Raw genomic sequence first — 17,622 nt, 5'->3', positions numbered from 1 at the left:
ATTACCTAGGCCGCTTAGGCTTAGAATTATTATTAGCTTTTTTAAATACCACTTCTGGCTGATAATAAAAAAGTCCCATAGCGCTTTTAGATTTATTTTTTGCTGGTCTTATCCACATGTCTTTCAATGGGTCCCATTCAAGCGAATATTTGCCTTGTTTAATCAATGTATCAATATGTTGTTTAGTCATCGCCCATAAATTAATATACTCAACATTTTGCCAACCTAAGGTAGTAAAAATTTGCTCGGCTAAAGTTACATAAGTAGTCCTAAATTTGTAACATGCAACGATAGCAGCAAGACCAAATAAAACGCCTATTCCAGCATAAGCGGGAATAATATCGTCTAAGGTAAAACTACCAAATAGCGCAAGCATCCCTGCCGTAAATAAAATATAAAATAGAAAAAATAATCTTAAAAAATCTTTAGGTGCATTTTTTCGTCCCTCCATGCAAGGGGGGATAATACAGATAATTTGCTCGGCAGGTTTTAACATGGCATAGACTTCATAATGGTCAGCATGCTGCTCAGCGACTACTTCAACCTGATCGCCATCATTAAATTTAAAAAAACCCAGCCAGCCTTTTAACTGAATAGTGTTATCTAATTTTGCCGTAATATATTGCGCTGCCATATAATTACTGCGATCTTGCCCATCGGCACGCCCTAATGCGGCTAATGCCGCAGTGCTGTTACCGTTAAGCATCGCTGCCGCGGCTCCGGTCCTTAACTTAGCTTTTTGCCGCTGTTTTTGCTCGTCACTCATATAAGCGCCATCCATTAAGGGTGCCCGACAAAAAATAGACTTAAGTTCAGATAAAGTACCCGTTAAACGGACAAGCTTTTTTGGTGGTAAAATTGGATCAGGGATGCTAATACCGGTTTTTTTTAGTAACTCCTCCTTATCGCGATAGATAGTATCTTTATCGCTAAATGTGGCATAGGGCATCGTATTTTTATCTAGCATAATAATGCATTACCTAGGCAGCTTAGGCTTAGGCTTAGAATTATTATTAGCTTTTTTAAATACCACTTCTGGCTGATAGTAATAGAGCCCCATGGCACTTTTAGACGAATTTCTGGCTGGTCTTACCCAAGTATCTTTAAACTCTGTCCAATCAAGAGAATATTTGCCTTGTGTAATTAACTCCTCAATATGTTGATTAGTCATTGCCCTTAAATTAATATACTGAACATTTTTCCAACCTAAAGTGGTAAAAATTTGCTCAGCGAGTTCAACAAAAGAGGTTCTGAATTTACCATAAGTAAATATACCAGCAAGACCAAATAAAACGCCTATTCCAGCATAAGCGGGAACAATATCGTCTAAGGTAAAACTACCAAATAGCGCAAGCATCCCTGCTGTAAATAAAATATAAAAACTAAAAAATATTATTAAGAAATCTTTCAATGCCTTTTTCCGCCCCCCGCTACAAGGCGGAATAATGCAAATAATCTGCTCACTAGGTTTAAGCATGGCATACACTTCATAATGGTCAGTATGCTGCTCCGCCACGACCTCAACCTGATCACCATCATTAAATTTAAAAAAACCTAACCAGCCTTTTAACTGAATGCTATTATCTAGTTTTGCATTAATATACTGTGCTGCAAGATAGTTGCTACGATCTTGCCCATCGGCGCGCCCTAATGCGGCCAATGCCACAGTACTATTGCCATTAAGCATGGCTGCCGCAGCGCCAGTGCGAAGTTTGGCTTTATGCTGCTGTTTTTGCTCTTCTGTCATATAGGCCCCATCACCGAGAGGTGCTCTACATAAAATACTTTTAAATTCGGATAGCGTGCCGGTTAAGCGCACCAATTTTTTCGGTGGCAAAATTGGATCGGAAATACTGATACCCGTTTTTTTTAGTAACTCTTCTTTATCGCGATAGACAATATCTTTTTCAGTAAATGTGGCATAGGGAATCGTATTTTTATCTACCATAATAATGCATTACCTAGGCAGCTTAGGCTTAGGCTTAGGCTTAGGCTTAGAATTATTATTAGCTTTTTTAAATACCACTTCGGGCTGATAATAAAAAAGGCATAGTGCGACTTGAGATTTATGCGGTATTGTATAAGTATCCTTTGCTACCGACCATTCTACTGGATATTTATTTTGAACAATTAGCTCATCAATATATTGTTTAGTCATCTTTCTTAAATTAATGTATTGTGCATTTTGCCAACCTAAGGTGGTAAAAATCTGTTCAGCGAGTTCAACAAAAGAGGTTCTGAATTTACCATAGGTAAATATACTCGCAAGACCAAAAAAAAACCCTAAGGTACCAAAAACGATTAATATATCTTCTAAAGTAAAACTAAAAAAAACATAATTCATAAAGAGTGAAAATAAAACATAAATTATAAAAAATATCACTATAGAATCTTTAAATGCTTGCTTACGCCCTCCCATACAGGGGGGAATAATACAGATAATTTGCTCGGTAGGTTTAAGCATGGCATAGACTTCATAATGGTTTGCATGCTGCTCCGCCACGACCTCAACCTGATCGCCATCATTAAATTTAAAAAAACCCAGCCAGCCTTTTAACTGAATTTTATTATCTAATTTTGCCGTAATATATTGTGCAGGAAGGTAGTTGCTACGATCTTGTCCATCGGCGCGCCCTAGCGCTGCTAATGCCGCAGTGCTGTTGCCGTTAAGCATGGCAGCAGCCGCTCCGGTCCTTAGCTTAGCTTTTTGCTGTTGCTTTTGCTCTTCCGTCATATAGGCCCCATCACCGAGAGGAGCTTGGCAAAAAATAGCTTTAAACTCGGATAGTGTACCGGTTAAACGCACCAATTTTTTTGGTGGCAAAATCGGATCGGGAATACTGATACCGGTTTTTTTTAGTAACTCTTCTTTATCGCGATAGACAAGATCTTTTTCAGTAAATGTGGCGTAAGCCATAATCAACCCCTTAATATAGACTACCAGTGCATATTATGTAAATTTTGCCAGTCACTTGGACTCACCAGCGAATTTATTTCTTTTTGTCTCGCTTTCGCCTCTATTGCATCTTGTTCCGTTTGATATTCGGCAGTTTGCTGTTGGAATTTTTCAAAAATTGCCTTGAGTTCCTTCACCTCCTGCTCAGATGAGAGATAACGATCATCATAATCACGATCCAACCTTAGTTGCGCCTTACCAAAACGACAGCGCCTTAACCAGATCTGCATATCGTCGTCTTTATTAAGCTCAATCAATAACTGAATCAAAAAGATTCCTAAGCTAACCCATGGATTTATCGCAATCAGTAAAAATCCCATCAAGAACCGCTCTGTAAACAAGGTAACAAAAACTCTCAGATAAGCACTTTTCAAAGAAGATAAAATTAAGATCAATTTAGTATTCACAAATTCAATTAAACTCGTTTTACCTAACTGAAAAAATAAATCAACCGTACCAATAATTTCTGTGATATAAGAAAGAACAGACAACCCTTTTTCGGTAGCTGATTTACCTTTATTATCTTCCCCAAAAATAGAGGTTGCTTTAGCTAGACCCGAGATAAAACCAAAAAAATTACCTAAAAACTTAACATTACCTAATAGCGACTCACTTAAACGATTATGTTCACCATAGATCGCCACTAAACGAAAACTTAATGATACTGACGCTGTCGCGGCTACTGACAACTGTAGATTGGCTTCAGTTTGCTGTGTATGGGTTTTAAGTGTGCGGTCTGATAAGATATGATACATTGTAAATAGCTGATAACCCAATAATCCGCTGACTAGCGCACCACCAACCAAGCGACTGGATAAGGCATTTTTAGTCAGCTCAGCGACTTGCTGGTAACCTGCCGCTAATTTATTGCCCATTGTTGCAACATCTTTTACCATCTCCTGTTTAAGCCTACTGGCAAAGGCTTCATAAGTCGCCATTAATTGACTTAGTGCTCCTTTTGATAACCGACCTGGCATGGCTGCCACAAACCAAGCTTGGGCAAATTCTGACGATATGTTACCACTCACATGCTGTAAATATTTTAGCAGTGGCATTAATGCTGCCGCACTTGCCTCTTTAATCGGTTTGATATACGCAGCGCTTATTTGGGCTTGTGGTGAATTTTCCTCACCAATCGCACCGCGTTTGCTATTGAGTAATGATGCCATCTCTTTAGCGATAACAATTTCATTATGCGGCTTTGGTGGCGCAGTAAATACGGCACCACTAATCGCATTAATACTCCCTGCTAAATCAATAACGGTATCATTTTCAATTGAGCTACCAGAATAAAAATTAATCACGGTTGACAATTTATCAAGTAGCTGACCGTAAGACATATTCGACGCGACACTATTTTTATTAAGGGATAATAAAAAGTTAACGCATTTGCGCTGGGCAGTTTTATCCAATTTACGCCCTGCAAGTACACTTGACCAAACGATATTATGGCCATCTAATGCACTGTCTTCAATTAACTGGGTAAAAAGCTGACTAACTTTATCGCTTTCAGCCTGCATGCCGAGCGTCATTAAAATATCATTGGCAAAAGCAAGATAGTTGTCGCTATCGCGTTCTAAATCATCTGCCGCTAATGCAAACGCCTGCTGCGAGTTTTGACTAAAACCATTAACCCAGACGATTAGATCATCGAGTAACCCGCTGATATAGTTATCGGTATCTTCGATAAAAATGGCATACTCTTTTTTATAAATTTCATAATCGTTATTTAAACATGCTTGATATTTACGCCAACGCTGCTCACCCGAAAGCTGTGTTTGATGTTGTTGATGCCACTGCCGCTTATAAATAGCAGCCTTAATCGAAAAGTCTGCATTTAAAGCGCTTAACTCATTTTTCAGTCGCTTAATTTTTAGCATATCAGAATCATCTTCAAGCTTAAAAGTTTCATCAAAAATATTGCTATATTTTGGTTCCCCAATTGTTTCGATAAGATAATTTTCATTAATCGACTTAAGCGTCGATATTGCATCATCCTTTAAATAATAGGCGTTGAATTTATCTGGATATATATCCTCAAGAGGAGGAACTGAATAGGCATATGAACCATTGATCTCGAAGGGATGGATAACTTTCGATTGAGATGGCGAATTAGATTGTTCGATTATATCAATAACGCGTTTACCTTTTGCTTTTTGCTCGGTATCCCAAGGTTTTATGCCGTTATCCTCAGCCGTTCTAAGTAAATGATTATCAAGGATACCATCACTATGATGGAGCCGTGCATCAGACAAATACGCTTTATTTTTCCTGTTAAGATCTTCAAAAAATTTATCTTCATTATCAGCATAATCACTATTTTTTATCGTCTCTTCCAGTAGCTGAATGCCACTAAATGTGGCATTTTCACGCTGCCGTTCAGTGATCACTTTTTTAACTGAATTAATCGCATTATTGCCCCAACTACTTAACTCGGCGGCAATGCCAATGCTGTCGATTAATGCCACCATCATTGGTGGGCAGCCAGTGCTATTGCGGTTTAGCGCGTTCATTTTATTGGCTAAATGCGTCGAATAATTGCTACGTATTAACGTTTGGTTACGCATTTCTGCTGGCATATGAGGCCATGGCGTTAAGGTGTTACGCTTAGTAAAGCGTAATTTATTGTACTTAAAAGGTTCGCTGTTAAGCGTACTATTTGAAATCGGATCTTCTTTTAAAGGCTCAGCAGCATATAAATAGGGGTAGCTAAAATTGAAATTATGCGAATTTAGTAGTGGTTTATTATACGCTAGGCTATTTAAATCGTTGCTAAAGCTATTTAACAATGTGATATCCATTGTGGTTGTAATGCTGTGTTCATCAGCGATGGTGATCCCATCTTGGCTCTTTTGCACCGACAACCACTGCTTTGGTTTAACCACTTGCGCACGTGCGTTGCGTTTGTCGTTATCGTAAAAATATTGTTCTAAGGTTGCATAGCTCCATTTATGTTCACTAAATACTAGCCAGACGGTGTCACACTGTTCGGGTTTATCAATGGTAATAAAAGCGATATTACTCGATGAGTGGGCACTATTGTTACAACTGGTTGGCGAATCAGACAACGGGATCGGTTGCTGTTTTTGTACAATATCGCAGTTGAATTGCAGTAGATCTAGCTCTTTACTGATATCTTGCTGCCAAAATCCACCTTGTTCGTCAACGGCGTAAACGGATAGATCTAAATATAATGGCGCCGTATCATATTGACTAAAGACATAAAGATACCCTTTTCGCATGGTTCTAAGTACATATTTACTTTGTGCGCTTAAATTAGGCAGTTGTTTTTTCTCTGCCCATGCAGGTAACTTAGCCTGCGTATAATCAGGCGCAACAGCATACCGCACTGGGTAAATAGGTAACCCTTTAGACTGGCATTTATTACACAAACTCATTGTTCAACTCCTGTCATGTTAACGCGGCACTCATCAGCTATCACATCCCATTGTAACGGGCTAATACTATGCAATTGCTTGATTAATGATGGCGTTTTATTCTGTTTGACCATAGTTTTGATGATTGGGTGGTCAATAAAATTGGGGTGAATGGCTAAACAGCGATAGGCGTATTCAGCCAAATCTCGTTTTTCACTATAACCTTTAGCGTTAGCCTGTATAAAAGCGGCAAAAATTATTTTATCTGCTGCTTTTTCTGCTAAGGATGACGGATCAGGGTGAAAAAACCGATAACGGGCTAAGGCTTGGTTGCGGCTTTCTATCCTAGCGATATCTTGCCATTGTTGCTGATTGATCGCCAAATGGTTGGTCAGTTGTTTACGCAGTGCCCTGTGATTTTTTTCTATTATTAACTCGCCATCGCCATCAAGGTATAACCAATAATATACCGAATTAAGGAGTTTATCTTTTTGAAACGGGCTAAGAATAGTCAGCAATAATGGCGATAATACGCTAGGATCAAAGTAGCGGAGCAACTGATCACCATCAGATGATGGTTGAATCGCGATTTTACCGAGTTGTTTTGCTAATATGTCAGCACTGAATGAAGAAAATACCCAACCATATACTGTGCGAGGTTTAGCAAGTAATATCGCTTGGGGCTCAATCGCCTTATAAAATTCAATAATACTTTGTTTTAATATCGCTTGATCATCTTTATCGGCAAGATCGAGTACCATCAATCCTGGGCTATATTTTATTTGATAGCCCGGGTAGTCAAATAAGCTTAATGGCTTTTGCGCAGTGAGTTCCGCTAATATTGAAGCCGTATCGTTAGGTTGATAAATTAGGTAAACGTTATTATTGCACGGTACCGATAATGCACATATTTGTTGAAAAATTACGGCAACCTGTTGTTCATTATCGCTGCCGTTAATATCATCCATCATATTCATATTAGCTTAGCTTTACACTTCCTTGTTGTAGTTTATCGGCCTCTTGTAGTGAAATATCACAAGTCGATGGTAAGGAAGCCTTAGCATCCCTATTAGCTGGCCCCATTTTTTGCAGCGCTGCCGCTTTAATGGTCACATTGCCAGATGAGCCGAGCTCGATGCCCTTGCCGTTGATGGTAATATACGAACCGCCAGCGAGCAAATTAAGGCCATCAAGTGCCGAGATAGTCACTTTGCCATCTACGCTATCTATTTTAATATCTTGCTTAGCGGCGATAGCCATGGCGTCATTTTGGGCGTGCAGTTCGACTTGACCTTGGTTAGCCAGTAGCTTAATACCAGCCTTATGGGCGAAGATGCCGACTGCCTCAGATGAGGCTAAGGTGATATTGTTAAGCGCGCTAATATCAGTTTGCTGTTCACTGGTTAAGCTGATGCTGTTACCGCTGGAGAGCTGGATATTTTCATCACTGGTTAAAGCAATACCGGCTGGTGCGTAAGCAATCACGCCGGCGTCGGTTAATTGGTTGAGTGCGCTTTGTAGCTGCTGTTGACTGTCGATATCAGCGGGGTGCGCCTGCGCGGTATTCGCGGCATTTTGTAGCGCTTTGGCAATCGATAAGGCGTTTTCCAGCTGGGCAATCGCGCCTTGCATATCGAGCTGCTGACCTTGCGCTTGTGGCTCGCTTTGCGCGGTTAGGTATAAACCTTTGTTCGCGCTAATGGCGCCCCATTCGTCGGTACGTAGCTCAAAGCCGGCACCGCGTTGCTCTCTGTTTTGGTTAACTAAGTGACCGAGGTTAAGCTGGCTTTTGCCGTATTCGGTGGCCAGTTTAATATGCTCTTGCCCGCGTTTATCATCCATCCGCAGTTTGTTGTTGGCTGGCGTTCGCAGCACATTGCGGTGTTTATTGATAGTCGTGACAGGGTCAGGATGTGTGCTGTCATGCATGGCATGGGCGATATACGGTCTATCTGGGTTACTATCGGTAAAGGCGATAGCCACCTCGGTACCATCGATTAAGGGGAAGTGAAAACCATAGCGGTCGCCGGCATACGGCTTTGCTAGCCTAACCCATAAGCTCTCTTCACCGCTGCGCCAGGTTTTTAAATCAAAATCAAATTTAACTCGGTAACGCCCCATGGTGTCAATATAGCCATAGGTGTCATTATCAGGACTGGTCACCCGCGCCGGCAGCGTGCCGGTCACTTGCGGCCACGGTAACGGTGCCGGGCGATACGGTTTTAATACGTTATACGGCATAGCGGTAAACTTGACGTGATACGCCTCGCTGCGGTCACCATAGCACTCGGTCGCTAAAATCACTATCCCTTCACTGATGCCGTTGATTGGGCTACCGCTAATAATCAGCCGTTGCCCTGGGGCTAAGTGGTAGTCATTGGCGTTACCGTGAATAATAATCTGTTCACTAATCTGCTGCTGATGGCGGATTTTGGCATACCAACTGCCGCTTTCAATAATGTTGTCATCACCTTTACGTTTAAAGTGCTCACCATAGCGGTAATCGGTGCCGGCGGTGGTAACCTCTTTAGGTTGTGAGTTTATTTGTGCGTGAAGGTCGGCTGGTGCTTCTCGATAATTATAATCATTTACCTTCACCTGACGCGCTACGCTTTTGCTGGCAAACTGTAACTCCCACACGCTATCGCGTGCGTTATCCATCATCCCGCTCGGTAATTGATAACTAATGCTGCCGACGTCCTCAAAACCCTGTTCATAATCGCTTAATACTAATACATCACAGTTGTGTTCGGCGTGGCTTTCAAAGCGTAACCAAATACCGACATCGGCCAGTAAACGCTGAATAAACGCCAGGTCGCTCTCTTGCCATTGGGTGATAAACTCTCGGGCTGGGTAGCTGTCTTTTAACACTAAGCGGTAATCGACGCCGGTAAAACCATGGCGGCGTAGCACCTCTTCCACTACGCTGACCACACTTTGGTTTTGGTAAATGGCGCTATAATGGTCATTCGCAAATAGCGCCAGTCGTGGCTGGAGTACCAGCCGATAATGGGCTTCATCTTTATTGACCGATAGCTGAGCAAACTCAGTCACTACCCCATATAAGGTGCGCGGCATTGCTGGTTTATCGAGTGAGCTAATGTGGGTGACCTGTTGCATAAGATGCGGCGCGATAAAGCTAAACTGGGCAGGCTGGTTAAGCACGCTATCGATCGAGATATGCGGGTCAAGGCTAGTGACGATAATCTCGTAACGCCATGGCTGGTTGAGGGCTTCATTACCTTGAACCGATAAGACCGAGAGCGCGGATGATAAGCCTGAAAGCGTCACTGCATACTTATTATGTTGCTGGGCGCTAAGTGCGTTGGTAAGTGGATCTAATGCAGTATCAAGCCCGCTGGCCATGGGGTAACTCCTTTTATCTTATTCTGTTTTTATTATTGCGGTATTATTGTTATTAGCCTTCATTGGCTATATTTTTCGCATCATTCTCGATTAAAAGCAGTCAAAGTTCAATGACTATTTTTACATTTTTGCGCGTAATTTGCCCTCCGCCGTTGGGCTATCTAGCATCGACACCTTTAACCAACTGCTTGATTTTCAACCAGTTAGTTAATTGTGTTATTAATCTGCGTTAACTAAGAAATTATGCAGTTTCTTACTGACATCTTGCCATAAATATAACCCAGGCTGTTTAGGGGTAATATCGCTAAAGTTTAACGTGATATGTTTAGGTGGGTTAGTTAGGCTTATCGGCTCAGCTAAGTGGAGTTGTTCAAACGTTTGATAAATAAATTCTGCTTTAAAATAGTGTTGCTGCCGTTGTTTATCATGCCAGAGGTAAAAGACCACTTTACCACCGATCGGTGCTTGCTCATATTGTTCTGGTAGCGAGCTATGCTCAAAGCCAAGCGCCGCTAATAAGGCAAAAATATTACTATCGTGGCCAACGAGTAGGTTAAATTTATGTTTTTCTTCGGCAAATAGTGCCGTTATAAATTCAACCAATGGTAACGCAAAATGGGTGGCTAATACCGGTGATTGACATAACAGATTAAGAGATTGATTTTTAACATTAATAATTGTTTGCCATTGCTGCGCAGTGGTGATGCCTCCCCAAGCCACATCATGTTTTGCAAAACCGGAGTAGTGCTGCAATGTAAATGCATCGGCGATCGCCGTACCTAACGCCAAGGGCCCACGTAGCAGTGGCTCTTTGCCTGCGATAATATCAACTTGTGTAGGTAGCTGCGAAAATTCACATTGATATTGTTGGTAAAACGTCGACTGTTTATAGTCCAAAATATCGGAGAGTAAGTCATAGGCAGGTGCTAAGCGTTGATCCAGTTTTTCGATTAGCTCCGCTGAGTGAGTATGGCGCTTAAAATCATTAATTACACGGGTTTGAAATGCTGGTGAACCATCACGAATAATAGAATCAAAAATTGGGTCCATTCGGTCAATCGGATAGCGGTGCCTTACAGGTACATCTAATCCGGCAAACGCGCCCACACTAAAATACTGCGCGGTCGCAACCGTGCGCTGTATGCTGTTGGCATAAATAAAAATGTCGTCAGGAGATAAGGTAAACTCTAAACCCGCTAGGTAGTTTATCAAATAATTACCAAAATAACTTTCCAGCGTTCCTCCTCGGGTGGTTAAATAACCTGGCGCACAGTCCCATTTAGGCCAGTTTTTCGATGTCAACTCGCTTAAAAATTCCAGCGTATGAGGTAACGGCGTCCTAATGCCATGCCGGCTCAAGACAATAACTTGTTCTAATGTTAATGTGTCCATTATTTCAAAATCCACCCTTGCTTGTGTAAATAGTTGAGCATAAAATCACGTTCTTCCTTATTAAGGGTTTGTGCAATTTTATCACTCCAGCCACCCAATTTTTGATGTTCAGAACGAGCCGAATAATATTGCGCCAATTGCGCATCGTACTGCTTAAGCTGCGCTTGATCTAATGGCTGATATTGATCGGTAAAAAAGAGTAAACTTTTAGGTAAACGTGGCTTTAGCTCTGGATTTTGATTCGCATGGCCAATGCATAAACCAAAAAGTGGCAAGACAAATTTAGGTAACTTTAATAGATCAGTGACGTGTTGGATGTTGTTACGAATACCTCCGATATAAACGCATCCTAAGCCTAGCGATTCGGCGGCGATCACCGCATTTTGTGCCATAATAGCGGTGTCAATGCACCCCAATAGCAGCTGCTCAGCTTTAGCCAAATTAATCGTCGGCTCGATCTGATAGTGGCGATTAAAATCGGCACAAAAGATCCAGAACTCAGGCGCTTGAATCACGTAATTTTGGTCACCCGCGTAGTGGGCTATTTTTTTACGGCTATCGCTATCAGTGATACGAATAATGCTAGAGCATTGTAGAAAACTAGAGCTTGATGCTGCGCGCGCAGCGGTAAAAATAGCATCAATTTGCTCTGGTGTGATTGCGGTAGGTAAATAAGCACGAATAGAGCGGTGCCTACAAAGTAAATCAATCGTTGAGTTCATCGTTATATCCCTCGGTTTGAAATAAACTTTATGGTGGCGATCAAACACCCGATAGCTACCCTGAAATTATGCCATCAATGCAATTTCAGGATAGGATTAAGGTGATAATGCTCATATATTAATCGCTGATAATGAATCGTGGCAACTATTGCACACGTTTAAATTGTAAATCCCAAACTCCATGGCCTAAATTAACGCCACGTTTTTCAAATTTAGTTAGGGGGCGATCGTCAGGCCTTGGTATATAAGTATTATCAGTGGACAAATTGGTAAACCCTGACGCGCTACTTAATACCGCTAGCATGTGCTGGGCATAAGGTTGCCAATCGGTCGCTAAATGTAAGATCCCACCGATAGCTAGCTTTTGTTTGAGTAGTTGTACAAAATGCGGTTGTATAATTCGTCGTTTATTATGTTTTGCTTTATGCCAAGGATCGGGGAAAAAGATTTGAATTTTAGTTAGCGAGTTATCGGCAATCATGGTTTCTAATACTTCAACCGCATCGTGACACATAACGCGAATATTATTTAGGTGTGCTTGCTCCGCCGCCATTAAGCAGGCGCCAACCCCGGGGAGATGAACTTCAATACCTAAAAAATTTTCATCTTGGGCATTTTGGGCCATTTCAGTAAATGATGCCCCCATTCCAAAACCGATCTCTAATGTTACGTTATTGCTATTATTAAAAATTTGGTTGAAATTGAGCTTGGTGTCTACTTGGTAATCAATACCTAATGTCGGCCATAGTGCCGAAAGGGCTTGCTGTTGCCCTTTGGTTAAGCGCCCTTGTCTTAATACAAAACTACGGATTTGGCGCAGCGGTCGCCCATCTTCCATCAATTTAGTTGTCATCGTATTGGTTTTTTGATTCATACTACTATCTTGCTATACAATAAATTAGCTTAATAGTTTAACGTAAGTTAGAATCTGTCGCTAGCGTTTAGCCGAATAATACAAGACAAATATGTTTGAATTTAATTTAATTTTGCAACTTCTACAACAAATGTGCGTTTACTTAGTGATTGCTTACATGCTAAGCAAGACTAAGTTGTTTATCCCTGTGATGCAAGTCACCGTTCATCTACCCCATAAGTTACTGTGTTATGTGATCTTCTCTTTTTTTTGCATAATGGGCACCTATTTTAGTTTTGAAATTGAAGATACCTTAGCTAATACGAGGGCGATTGGCGCTATTTTGGGCGGCTTACTTGGAGGGCCTTATGTTGGATTGTTGGTCGGTATCACGGGTGGGATCCACCGTTATACGTTAGGTGGAATTACCGCCGAAACATGTATGTTTTCGACTATTTTAACCGGTTTTATCAGCGGTCTCGTGCATCATGTTTTAATGAAAAAAGGCCGCGTCGATCTGATTTATAACCCATTAGTGGTTGCTATTTTGGCTATGCTAATGGAGTCACTGGAAATGGTGATGATTCTTCTTTTTTCAAAACCATTTAGCACTGTTTTACATGCCGTACAAAATATTGCGGCGCCGATGATTGTTGCCAATAGCTTTGGTGCCGCAATGTTTATGCGTATCTTACTTGATCGAAGAGCAATGTTTGAAAAATACACCTCTGCATTTTCATCTAAAGCATTAACCATTGCAGCCAGCACTGAGGGCTTACTTCGTGATGGCTTTAATCAAGAAAATAGTACCAAAGTCGCGCATATTATTTACCAAGCATTAGGCGTTGGTGCCGTTTCAATTACCGATCGAGAGAAAATTTTGGCGTTTATTGGCATCGGTAGCGATCATCATTTGCCAGGTACCACCATTGCCTCAAAATCGACCTTGCAATCAATCGAAAATGACGAAGTGAAATACCTTGATGGTATACATGAGCCTTATCAGTGCTCTATCAGTAAGAATTGTCGCCTGGGCTCTACGCTTGTGATCCCGCTACGAGGAGAAAATAATAAAGTCGTTGGCGCCATTAAACTTTACGAAGCCAAAAATACCTTATTTAGTTCAATTAATCGCACTTTAGGCGAAGGAATTGCCAGTCTTTTATCCGCGCAAATTTTAACTGGCCAAAATGAGCGCTATAAACAACTGCTGTCGAGAACTGAGATCAAATTACTGCATGCTCAAGTTAATCCCCATTTTTTATTTAACGCATTAAATACTTTATTAGCCGTCATTCGTAGAGATCAGAGGCAAGCTTCGGAGTTAGTGCAGAATCTGTCGACCTTCTTTCGGAAAAACTTAAAACGACCAGAGGAAATCGTGTCATTAAAAGATGAGCTTGACCATATTACCGCTTACCTTGAAATTGAAAAGATGCGGTTTATGGATAAACTCGATATTACCATTAGCGTACCGGCTACACTTGAAAATGCGCAGCTACCCGCCTTTTCATTACAACCTATTGTGGAAAATGCCATTAAGCATGGTATCTCGCAGATGATTGGTCAAGGTTCTGTCACTATCAGAGCCTATCAACAACAGGATATTTTACTGCTTGAAGTCGAAGATAATGCCGGCAATTATCGAGAAGAATTAAAAGACAATCAAGGACTTGGACTTAATTTGGTCCACAAGCGCATTCAAGTTCGGTATGGCAAGCAATACGGCGTGAAAATTGCGTGCAAAGCCGATCAATATACTCGAGTGATAATATCGTTACCCATGGCAAAGGATGGTAATTAATGTTAACCGTAATCATTGTAGATGATGAACCATTAGCACGCGAGAATCTACGCTGTTTGCTAAGGCAGCATGAGCACATTAATATTGTTGCTGAATGTAGTAATGCGTTTGAGGCCATAAAAGCGATTCACGGCCTTAGCCCTGATGTGGTGTTTCTCGACATTCAAATGCCGAAAATTAACGGGCTTGAAATGCTCAGTATGCTCGACCCTCAGAAAATGCCTTATATCGTCTTTTTAACTGCTTATGATGAATATGCGATAAAAGCTTTCGAAGCAGAGGCTTTCGACTACTTACTTAAACCGATTGACGCTAACCGTTTGCATAAGACATTACAACGTTTATCAAACAATAACCTGGCGCAAAACATAAAACAACTTGAGGCGAGCCATCAACTAAAATATATCCCTTGTATTGGCCATAGCAAAATCTATTTGCTTAATCCCGATGATGTCTATTACGCGAGTTCAAGAGCGAGTGGGGTTTATGTGTTCAATCAAGACCATGTTGAGTATTTTACCGAATTAACCCTTAAAACGTTGGCAGAAAAAACCGAGCTGATCTACTGTCATCGGCAATACCTTATTAATATCAAACAGCTTAAAGAAATACGCTTTGATCCAAGCGGCCATACTGAAATTATTTTAACTAATGATGTCGCTATTCCTGTTAGCCGCAGGTATTTAAAAGCGCTAAAAGAGCAATTAGGTCTTGGCTAATGGCCGGGCTAAATTTTGATTAAAATTAGTCTATTTTTGAGTAAGCATCATATGCTAGCTGTCGGCTTTATTTGATGTTGCATATTGTTACCAACCATTAGCTCACGGTTTTCAACCACTCACCTTGCTAATTTAACCAGTTAACTAAATCGCGATGTATTTTAAAAGCGAGTTTCTTTACTATATCGTCGGTTAATTTTAAAACGTTAACTGTGCTTATCACAAAGGAAAACATAATGAATAATAAGTATCTTAAGCATATTCAATGGGTGCTTGTTGCACTTATTGGGGCATGTTGCTTAGCCGTTGTAGCATTAAGGCGAGGCGAACATATCAGCGCGTTATGGATTATCGTCGCTGCAATCTCGGTTTATTTAGTGGCTTATCGCTACTACAGCCTATATATTGCCAATAAGGTGATGAAACTTGACCCAACGCGGGCAACACCCGCTGTCATTCATAATGATGGTTTAAATTATGTACCAACCAATAAATATGTTTTATTTGGTCACCATTTTGCGGCGATTGCCGGAGCGGGACCATTAGTTGGGCCTGTGCTTGCTGCGCAAGTCGGTTATTTACCCGGTACCCTTTGGCTATTAGCGGGGGTAGTTGTTGCCGGCGCAGTACAAGATTTTATGGTGCTTTTCCTGTCATCACGTCGTAATGGTGCATCATTAGGTGAAATGATTAAACAAGAGATGGGGCGGGTACCTGGTACTATCGCGTTATTTGGCTGTTTCTTAATTATGTTAATCATCTTAGCCGTGCTGGCCTTGATTGTGGTAAAAGCATTGGCAGAAAGCCCTTGGGGCGTGTTTACCGTTTGTTCTACCGTACCGATTGCCTTATTTATGGGTGTGTATATGCGCTTTATTCGGCCTGGTAGGGTATTAGAAATATCGGTGATTGGTATTGTGTTATTAGTTTTATCCATTTGGTTTGGTGGTGTTATTTCTCACGATCCATATTGGGGACCAGCGTTAACCTTCAAAGATACCACCATCACCTATGTATTAGTTGGTTATGCCTTTATTTCAGCGTTGCTGCCTGTTTGGTTGATTCTTGCTCCTCGTGATTATTTAGCAACCTTCTTAAAAATTGGCGTTATCGTAGGTTTAGCTGTTGGCATCGTTATCATAAATCCTGAATTAAAAATGCCGGCAATCACACAGTATATTGATGGTACTGGCCCGGTCTGGAAAGGTGCGCTATTTCCATTCCTGTTTATTACTATTGCGTGTGGTGCCGTCTCTGGCTTCCATGCCTTAATCGCCTCGGGCACAACACCAAAACTGCTGGCTAACGAAAAAGACGCTCGTTTCATCGGTTATGGTGCAATGTTAATGGAATCATTCGTTGCAATTATGGCGTTAGTGGCGGCATCAATTATTGAGCCTGGTTTATATTTTGCCATGAATACACCACCGGCTGGCTTAGGCATTACTATGCCTAACTTGCACAACTTGAGCGATCCTGCTGCTGCGCCGTTAATTATGGCACAGTTGCAAGAGGTTACCGCTCATGCGGCAGCAACAGTGAGTTCTTGGGGCTTTGTTATTTCACCGGAAGAAATTTTACAAACCGCTAAGAATATCGGTGAACCATCGGTGTTAAATCGTGCGGGTGGCGCCCCAACGCTTGCTGTTGGGATTGCTCATGTCTTCCATAAAATTTTACCTGGCGCAGACATGGGCTTTTGGTATCATTTTGGCATATTATTTGAGGCGTTATTTATCTTAACGGCGCTTGATGCGGGTACCCGTTCTGGGCGCTTTATGTTACAAGATTTACTAGGTAACTTTGTGCCGTTTTTAAAGAAAACCGATTCAATGGTTGCGGGTGTTATTGGTACCGCGGGTTGTGTTGGTCTGTGGGGATATTTACTGTATCAAGGCGTAGTCGACCCACTTGGCGGCGTTAAGAGCCTATGGCCGTTGTTTGGCATATCCAACCAAATGTTAGCCGCGGTAGCATTAGTGCTTTCAACAATAGTATTAATTAAAATGAAGCGTGCGCAATATATCTGGGTAACCATAATCCCAGCTGTTTGGCTACTAATTTGTACCACATGGGCGATTGGTCTAAAACTATTTAGTAACAACCCTCAGTTAGAAGGTTTCTTATATTTAGCGAAAGACTATAACCGTAAAATTGCTGAAGATCCAAGTTTAACAACTGAACAAATTAGCAATATGACTCATATCGTGATTAATAACTATACCAATGCAGGATTAAGTATTCTATTCCTAATCGTTGTGTATAGTATTATTTTTTACGGTATCAAAACTGCGCTTAAAGTCCGTAATAATAAACAACGTTCTGATAAAGAGACACCTTATGTACCGGTACCTGAAGGTGGCGTAAAAACGTCAATGTCTCACTAAAATAAATCAGTCGGCTATCTTGATAAATTGATAAAATTTAGCGGGC

The 17,622-nt window shown here is 41.2% G+C and carries 12 protein-coding genes; 3 read left to right on the top strand and 9 right to left on the bottom strand.

Annotated features, from left to right (window positions below; all coding sequences use genetic code 11):
- Position 1: 1 nt before the first annotated feature.
- The 9 genes from RHO12_12140 to trmB all read right to left on the bottom strand — a co-directional run bounded on the left by RHO12_12140 (position 2) and on the right by trmB (position 12,687).
- Positions 2-967: a putative type VI secretion system effector gene (locus RHO12_12140; GenBank protein WVD66100.1), complete on the bottom strand. Its 966-nt coding sequence runs from the start codon at positions 965-967 to the stop codon at positions 2-4.
- Between the two features lie 9 nt (positions 968-976).
- Positions 977-1,948, bottom strand: a complete 972-nt coding sequence (locus RHO12_12135) for a putative type VI secretion system effector (GenBank protein ID WVD66099.1) — start codon at positions 1,946-1,948, stop codon at positions 977-979.
- 9 nt (positions 1,949-1,957) lie between these two features.
- Entirely contained in the window at positions 1,958-2,917 is a 960-nt protein-coding gene (locus tag RHO12_12130) for a putative type VI secretion system effector (protein ID WVD66098.1), read from the bottom strand.
- A gap of 20 nt (positions 2,918-2,937) precedes the next feature.
- Complete coding sequence (locus tag RHO12_12125) at positions 2,938-6,354, bottom strand: T6SS effector BTH_I2691 family protein (GenBank protein ID WVD66097.1); 3,417 nt, start codon at positions 6,352-6,354, stop codon at positions 2,938-2,940.
- The gene (locus tag RHO12_12120) at positions 6,351-7,304 is read right to left on the bottom strand and encodes a hypothetical protein (protein ID WVD66096.1); all 954 of its coding nucleotides are present in this window, start codon (positions 7,302-7,304) and stop codon (positions 6,351-6,353) included. The genes RHO12_12125 and RHO12_12120 overlap by 4 nt, the downstream gene beginning before the upstream one ends.
- Positions 7,305-7,311: 7 nt before the next feature.
- Entirely contained in the window at positions 7,312-9,699 is a 2,388-nt protein-coding gene (gene vgrG, locus RHO12_12115; GenBank protein ID WVD66095.1) for a type VI secretion system tip protein VgrG, read from the bottom strand.
- 219 nt (positions 9,700-9,918) lie between these two features.
- Positions 9,919-11,091 carry a histidine-type phosphatase gene (locus RHO12_12110; protein ID WVD66094.1) on the bottom strand — a complete coding sequence of 391 codons (1,173 nt, stop codon included), beginning with the start codon at positions 11,089-11,091 and terminating at the stop codon, positions 9,919-9,921.
- The gene (gene nfsA, locus RHO12_12105; GenBank protein ID WVD66093.1) at positions 11,091-11,813 is read right to left on the bottom strand and encodes an oxygen-insensitive NADPH nitroreductase; all 723 of its coding nucleotides are present in this window, start codon (positions 11,811-11,813) and stop codon (positions 11,091-11,093) included. The genes RHO12_12110 and nfsA overlap by 1 nt, the downstream gene beginning before the upstream one ends.
- A gap of 145 nt (positions 11,814-11,958) precedes the next feature.
- Positions 11,959-12,687, bottom strand: a complete 729-nt coding sequence (gene trmB / locus RHO12_12100) for a tRNA (guanosine(46)-N7)-methyltransferase TrmB (protein WVD66092.1) — start codon at positions 12,685-12,687, stop codon at positions 11,959-11,961.
- A 91-nt stretch (positions 12,688-12,778) separates the two neighbouring features.
- On the opposite strand from trmB, the gene RHO12_12095 reads away from it, so the two are divergent.
- The 3 genes from RHO12_12095 to RHO12_12085 all read left to right on the top strand — a co-directional run bounded on the left by RHO12_12095 (position 12,779) and on the right by RHO12_12085 (position 17,576).
- Entirely contained in the window at positions 12,779-14,470 is a 1,692-nt protein-coding gene (locus RHO12_12095) for a sensor histidine kinase (protein WVD66091.1), read from the top strand.
- Positions 14,470-15,189 (top strand): two-component system response regulator BtsR, encoded by a 720-nt coding sequence (gene btsR / locus RHO12_12090; GenBank protein ID WVD66090.1) that lies wholly within the window; start codon positions 14,470-14,472, stop codon positions 15,187-15,189. The genes RHO12_12095 and btsR overlap by 1 nt, the downstream gene beginning before the upstream one ends.
- A 236-nt stretch (positions 15,190-15,425) precedes the next feature.
- Complete coding sequence (locus tag RHO12_12085) at positions 15,426-17,576, top strand: carbon starvation CstA family protein (GenBank protein ID WVD66089.1); 2,151 nt, start codon at positions 15,426-15,428, stop codon at positions 17,574-17,576.
- Positions 17,577-17,622: the final 46 nt, after the last annotated feature.

This window comes from Orbaceae bacterium lpD02 (genome assembly GCA_036251875.1).
GTDB lineage: Bacteria > Pseudomonadota > Gammaproteobacteria > Enterobacterales > Orbaceae > Orbus > Orbus sturtevantii.
This window is presented reverse-complemented; position numbering and strand designations above follow the sequence as displayed.

Bases quoted from the DNA above. Each gene is read 5' to 3' on its own strand.
- RHO12_12140 (WVD66100.1), bottom strand. From the start codon at position 967: ATGCTAGATAAAAATACGATGCCCTATGCCACATTTAGCGATAAAGAT.
- RHO12_12135 (WVD66099.1), bottom strand. From the start codon at position 1,948: ATGGTAGATAAAAATACGATTCCCTATGCCACATTTACTGAAAAAGAT.
- RHO12_12130 (WVD66098.1), bottom strand. From the start codon at position 2,917: ATGGCTTACGCCACATTTACTGAAAAAGATCTTGTCTATCGCGATAAA.
- RHO12_12125 (WVD66097.1), bottom strand. From the start codon at position 6,354: ATGAGTTTGTGTAATAAATGCCAGTCTAAAGGGTTACCTATTTACCCA.
- RHO12_12120 (WVD66096.1), bottom strand. From the start codon at position 7,304: ATGATGGATGATATTAACGGCAGCGATAATGAACAACAGGTTGCCGTA.
- vgrG (WVD66095.1), bottom strand. From the start codon at position 9,699: ATGGCCAGCGGGCTTGATACTGCATTAGATCCACTTACCAACGCACTT.
- RHO12_12110 (WVD66094.1), bottom strand. From the start codon at position 11,091: ATGGACACATTAACATTAGAACAAGTTATTGTCTTGAGCCGGCATGGC.
- nfsA (WVD66093.1), bottom strand. From the start codon at position 11,813: ATGAACTCAACGATTGATTTACTTTGTAGGCACCGCTCTATTCGTGCT.
- trmB (WVD66092.1), bottom strand. From the start codon at position 12,687: ATGAATCAAAAAACCAATACGATGACAACTAAATTGATGGAAGATGGG.
- RHO12_12095 (WVD66091.1), top strand. From the start codon at position 12,779: ATGTTTGAATTTAATTTAATTTTGCAACTTCTACAACAAATGTGCGTT.
- btsR (WVD66090.1), top strand. From the start codon at position 14,470: ATGTTAACCGTAATCATTGTAGATGATGAACCATTAGCACGCGAGAAT.
- RHO12_12085 (WVD66089.1), top strand. From the start codon at position 15,426: ATGAATAATAAGTATCTTAAGCATATTCAATGGGTGCTTGTTGCACTT.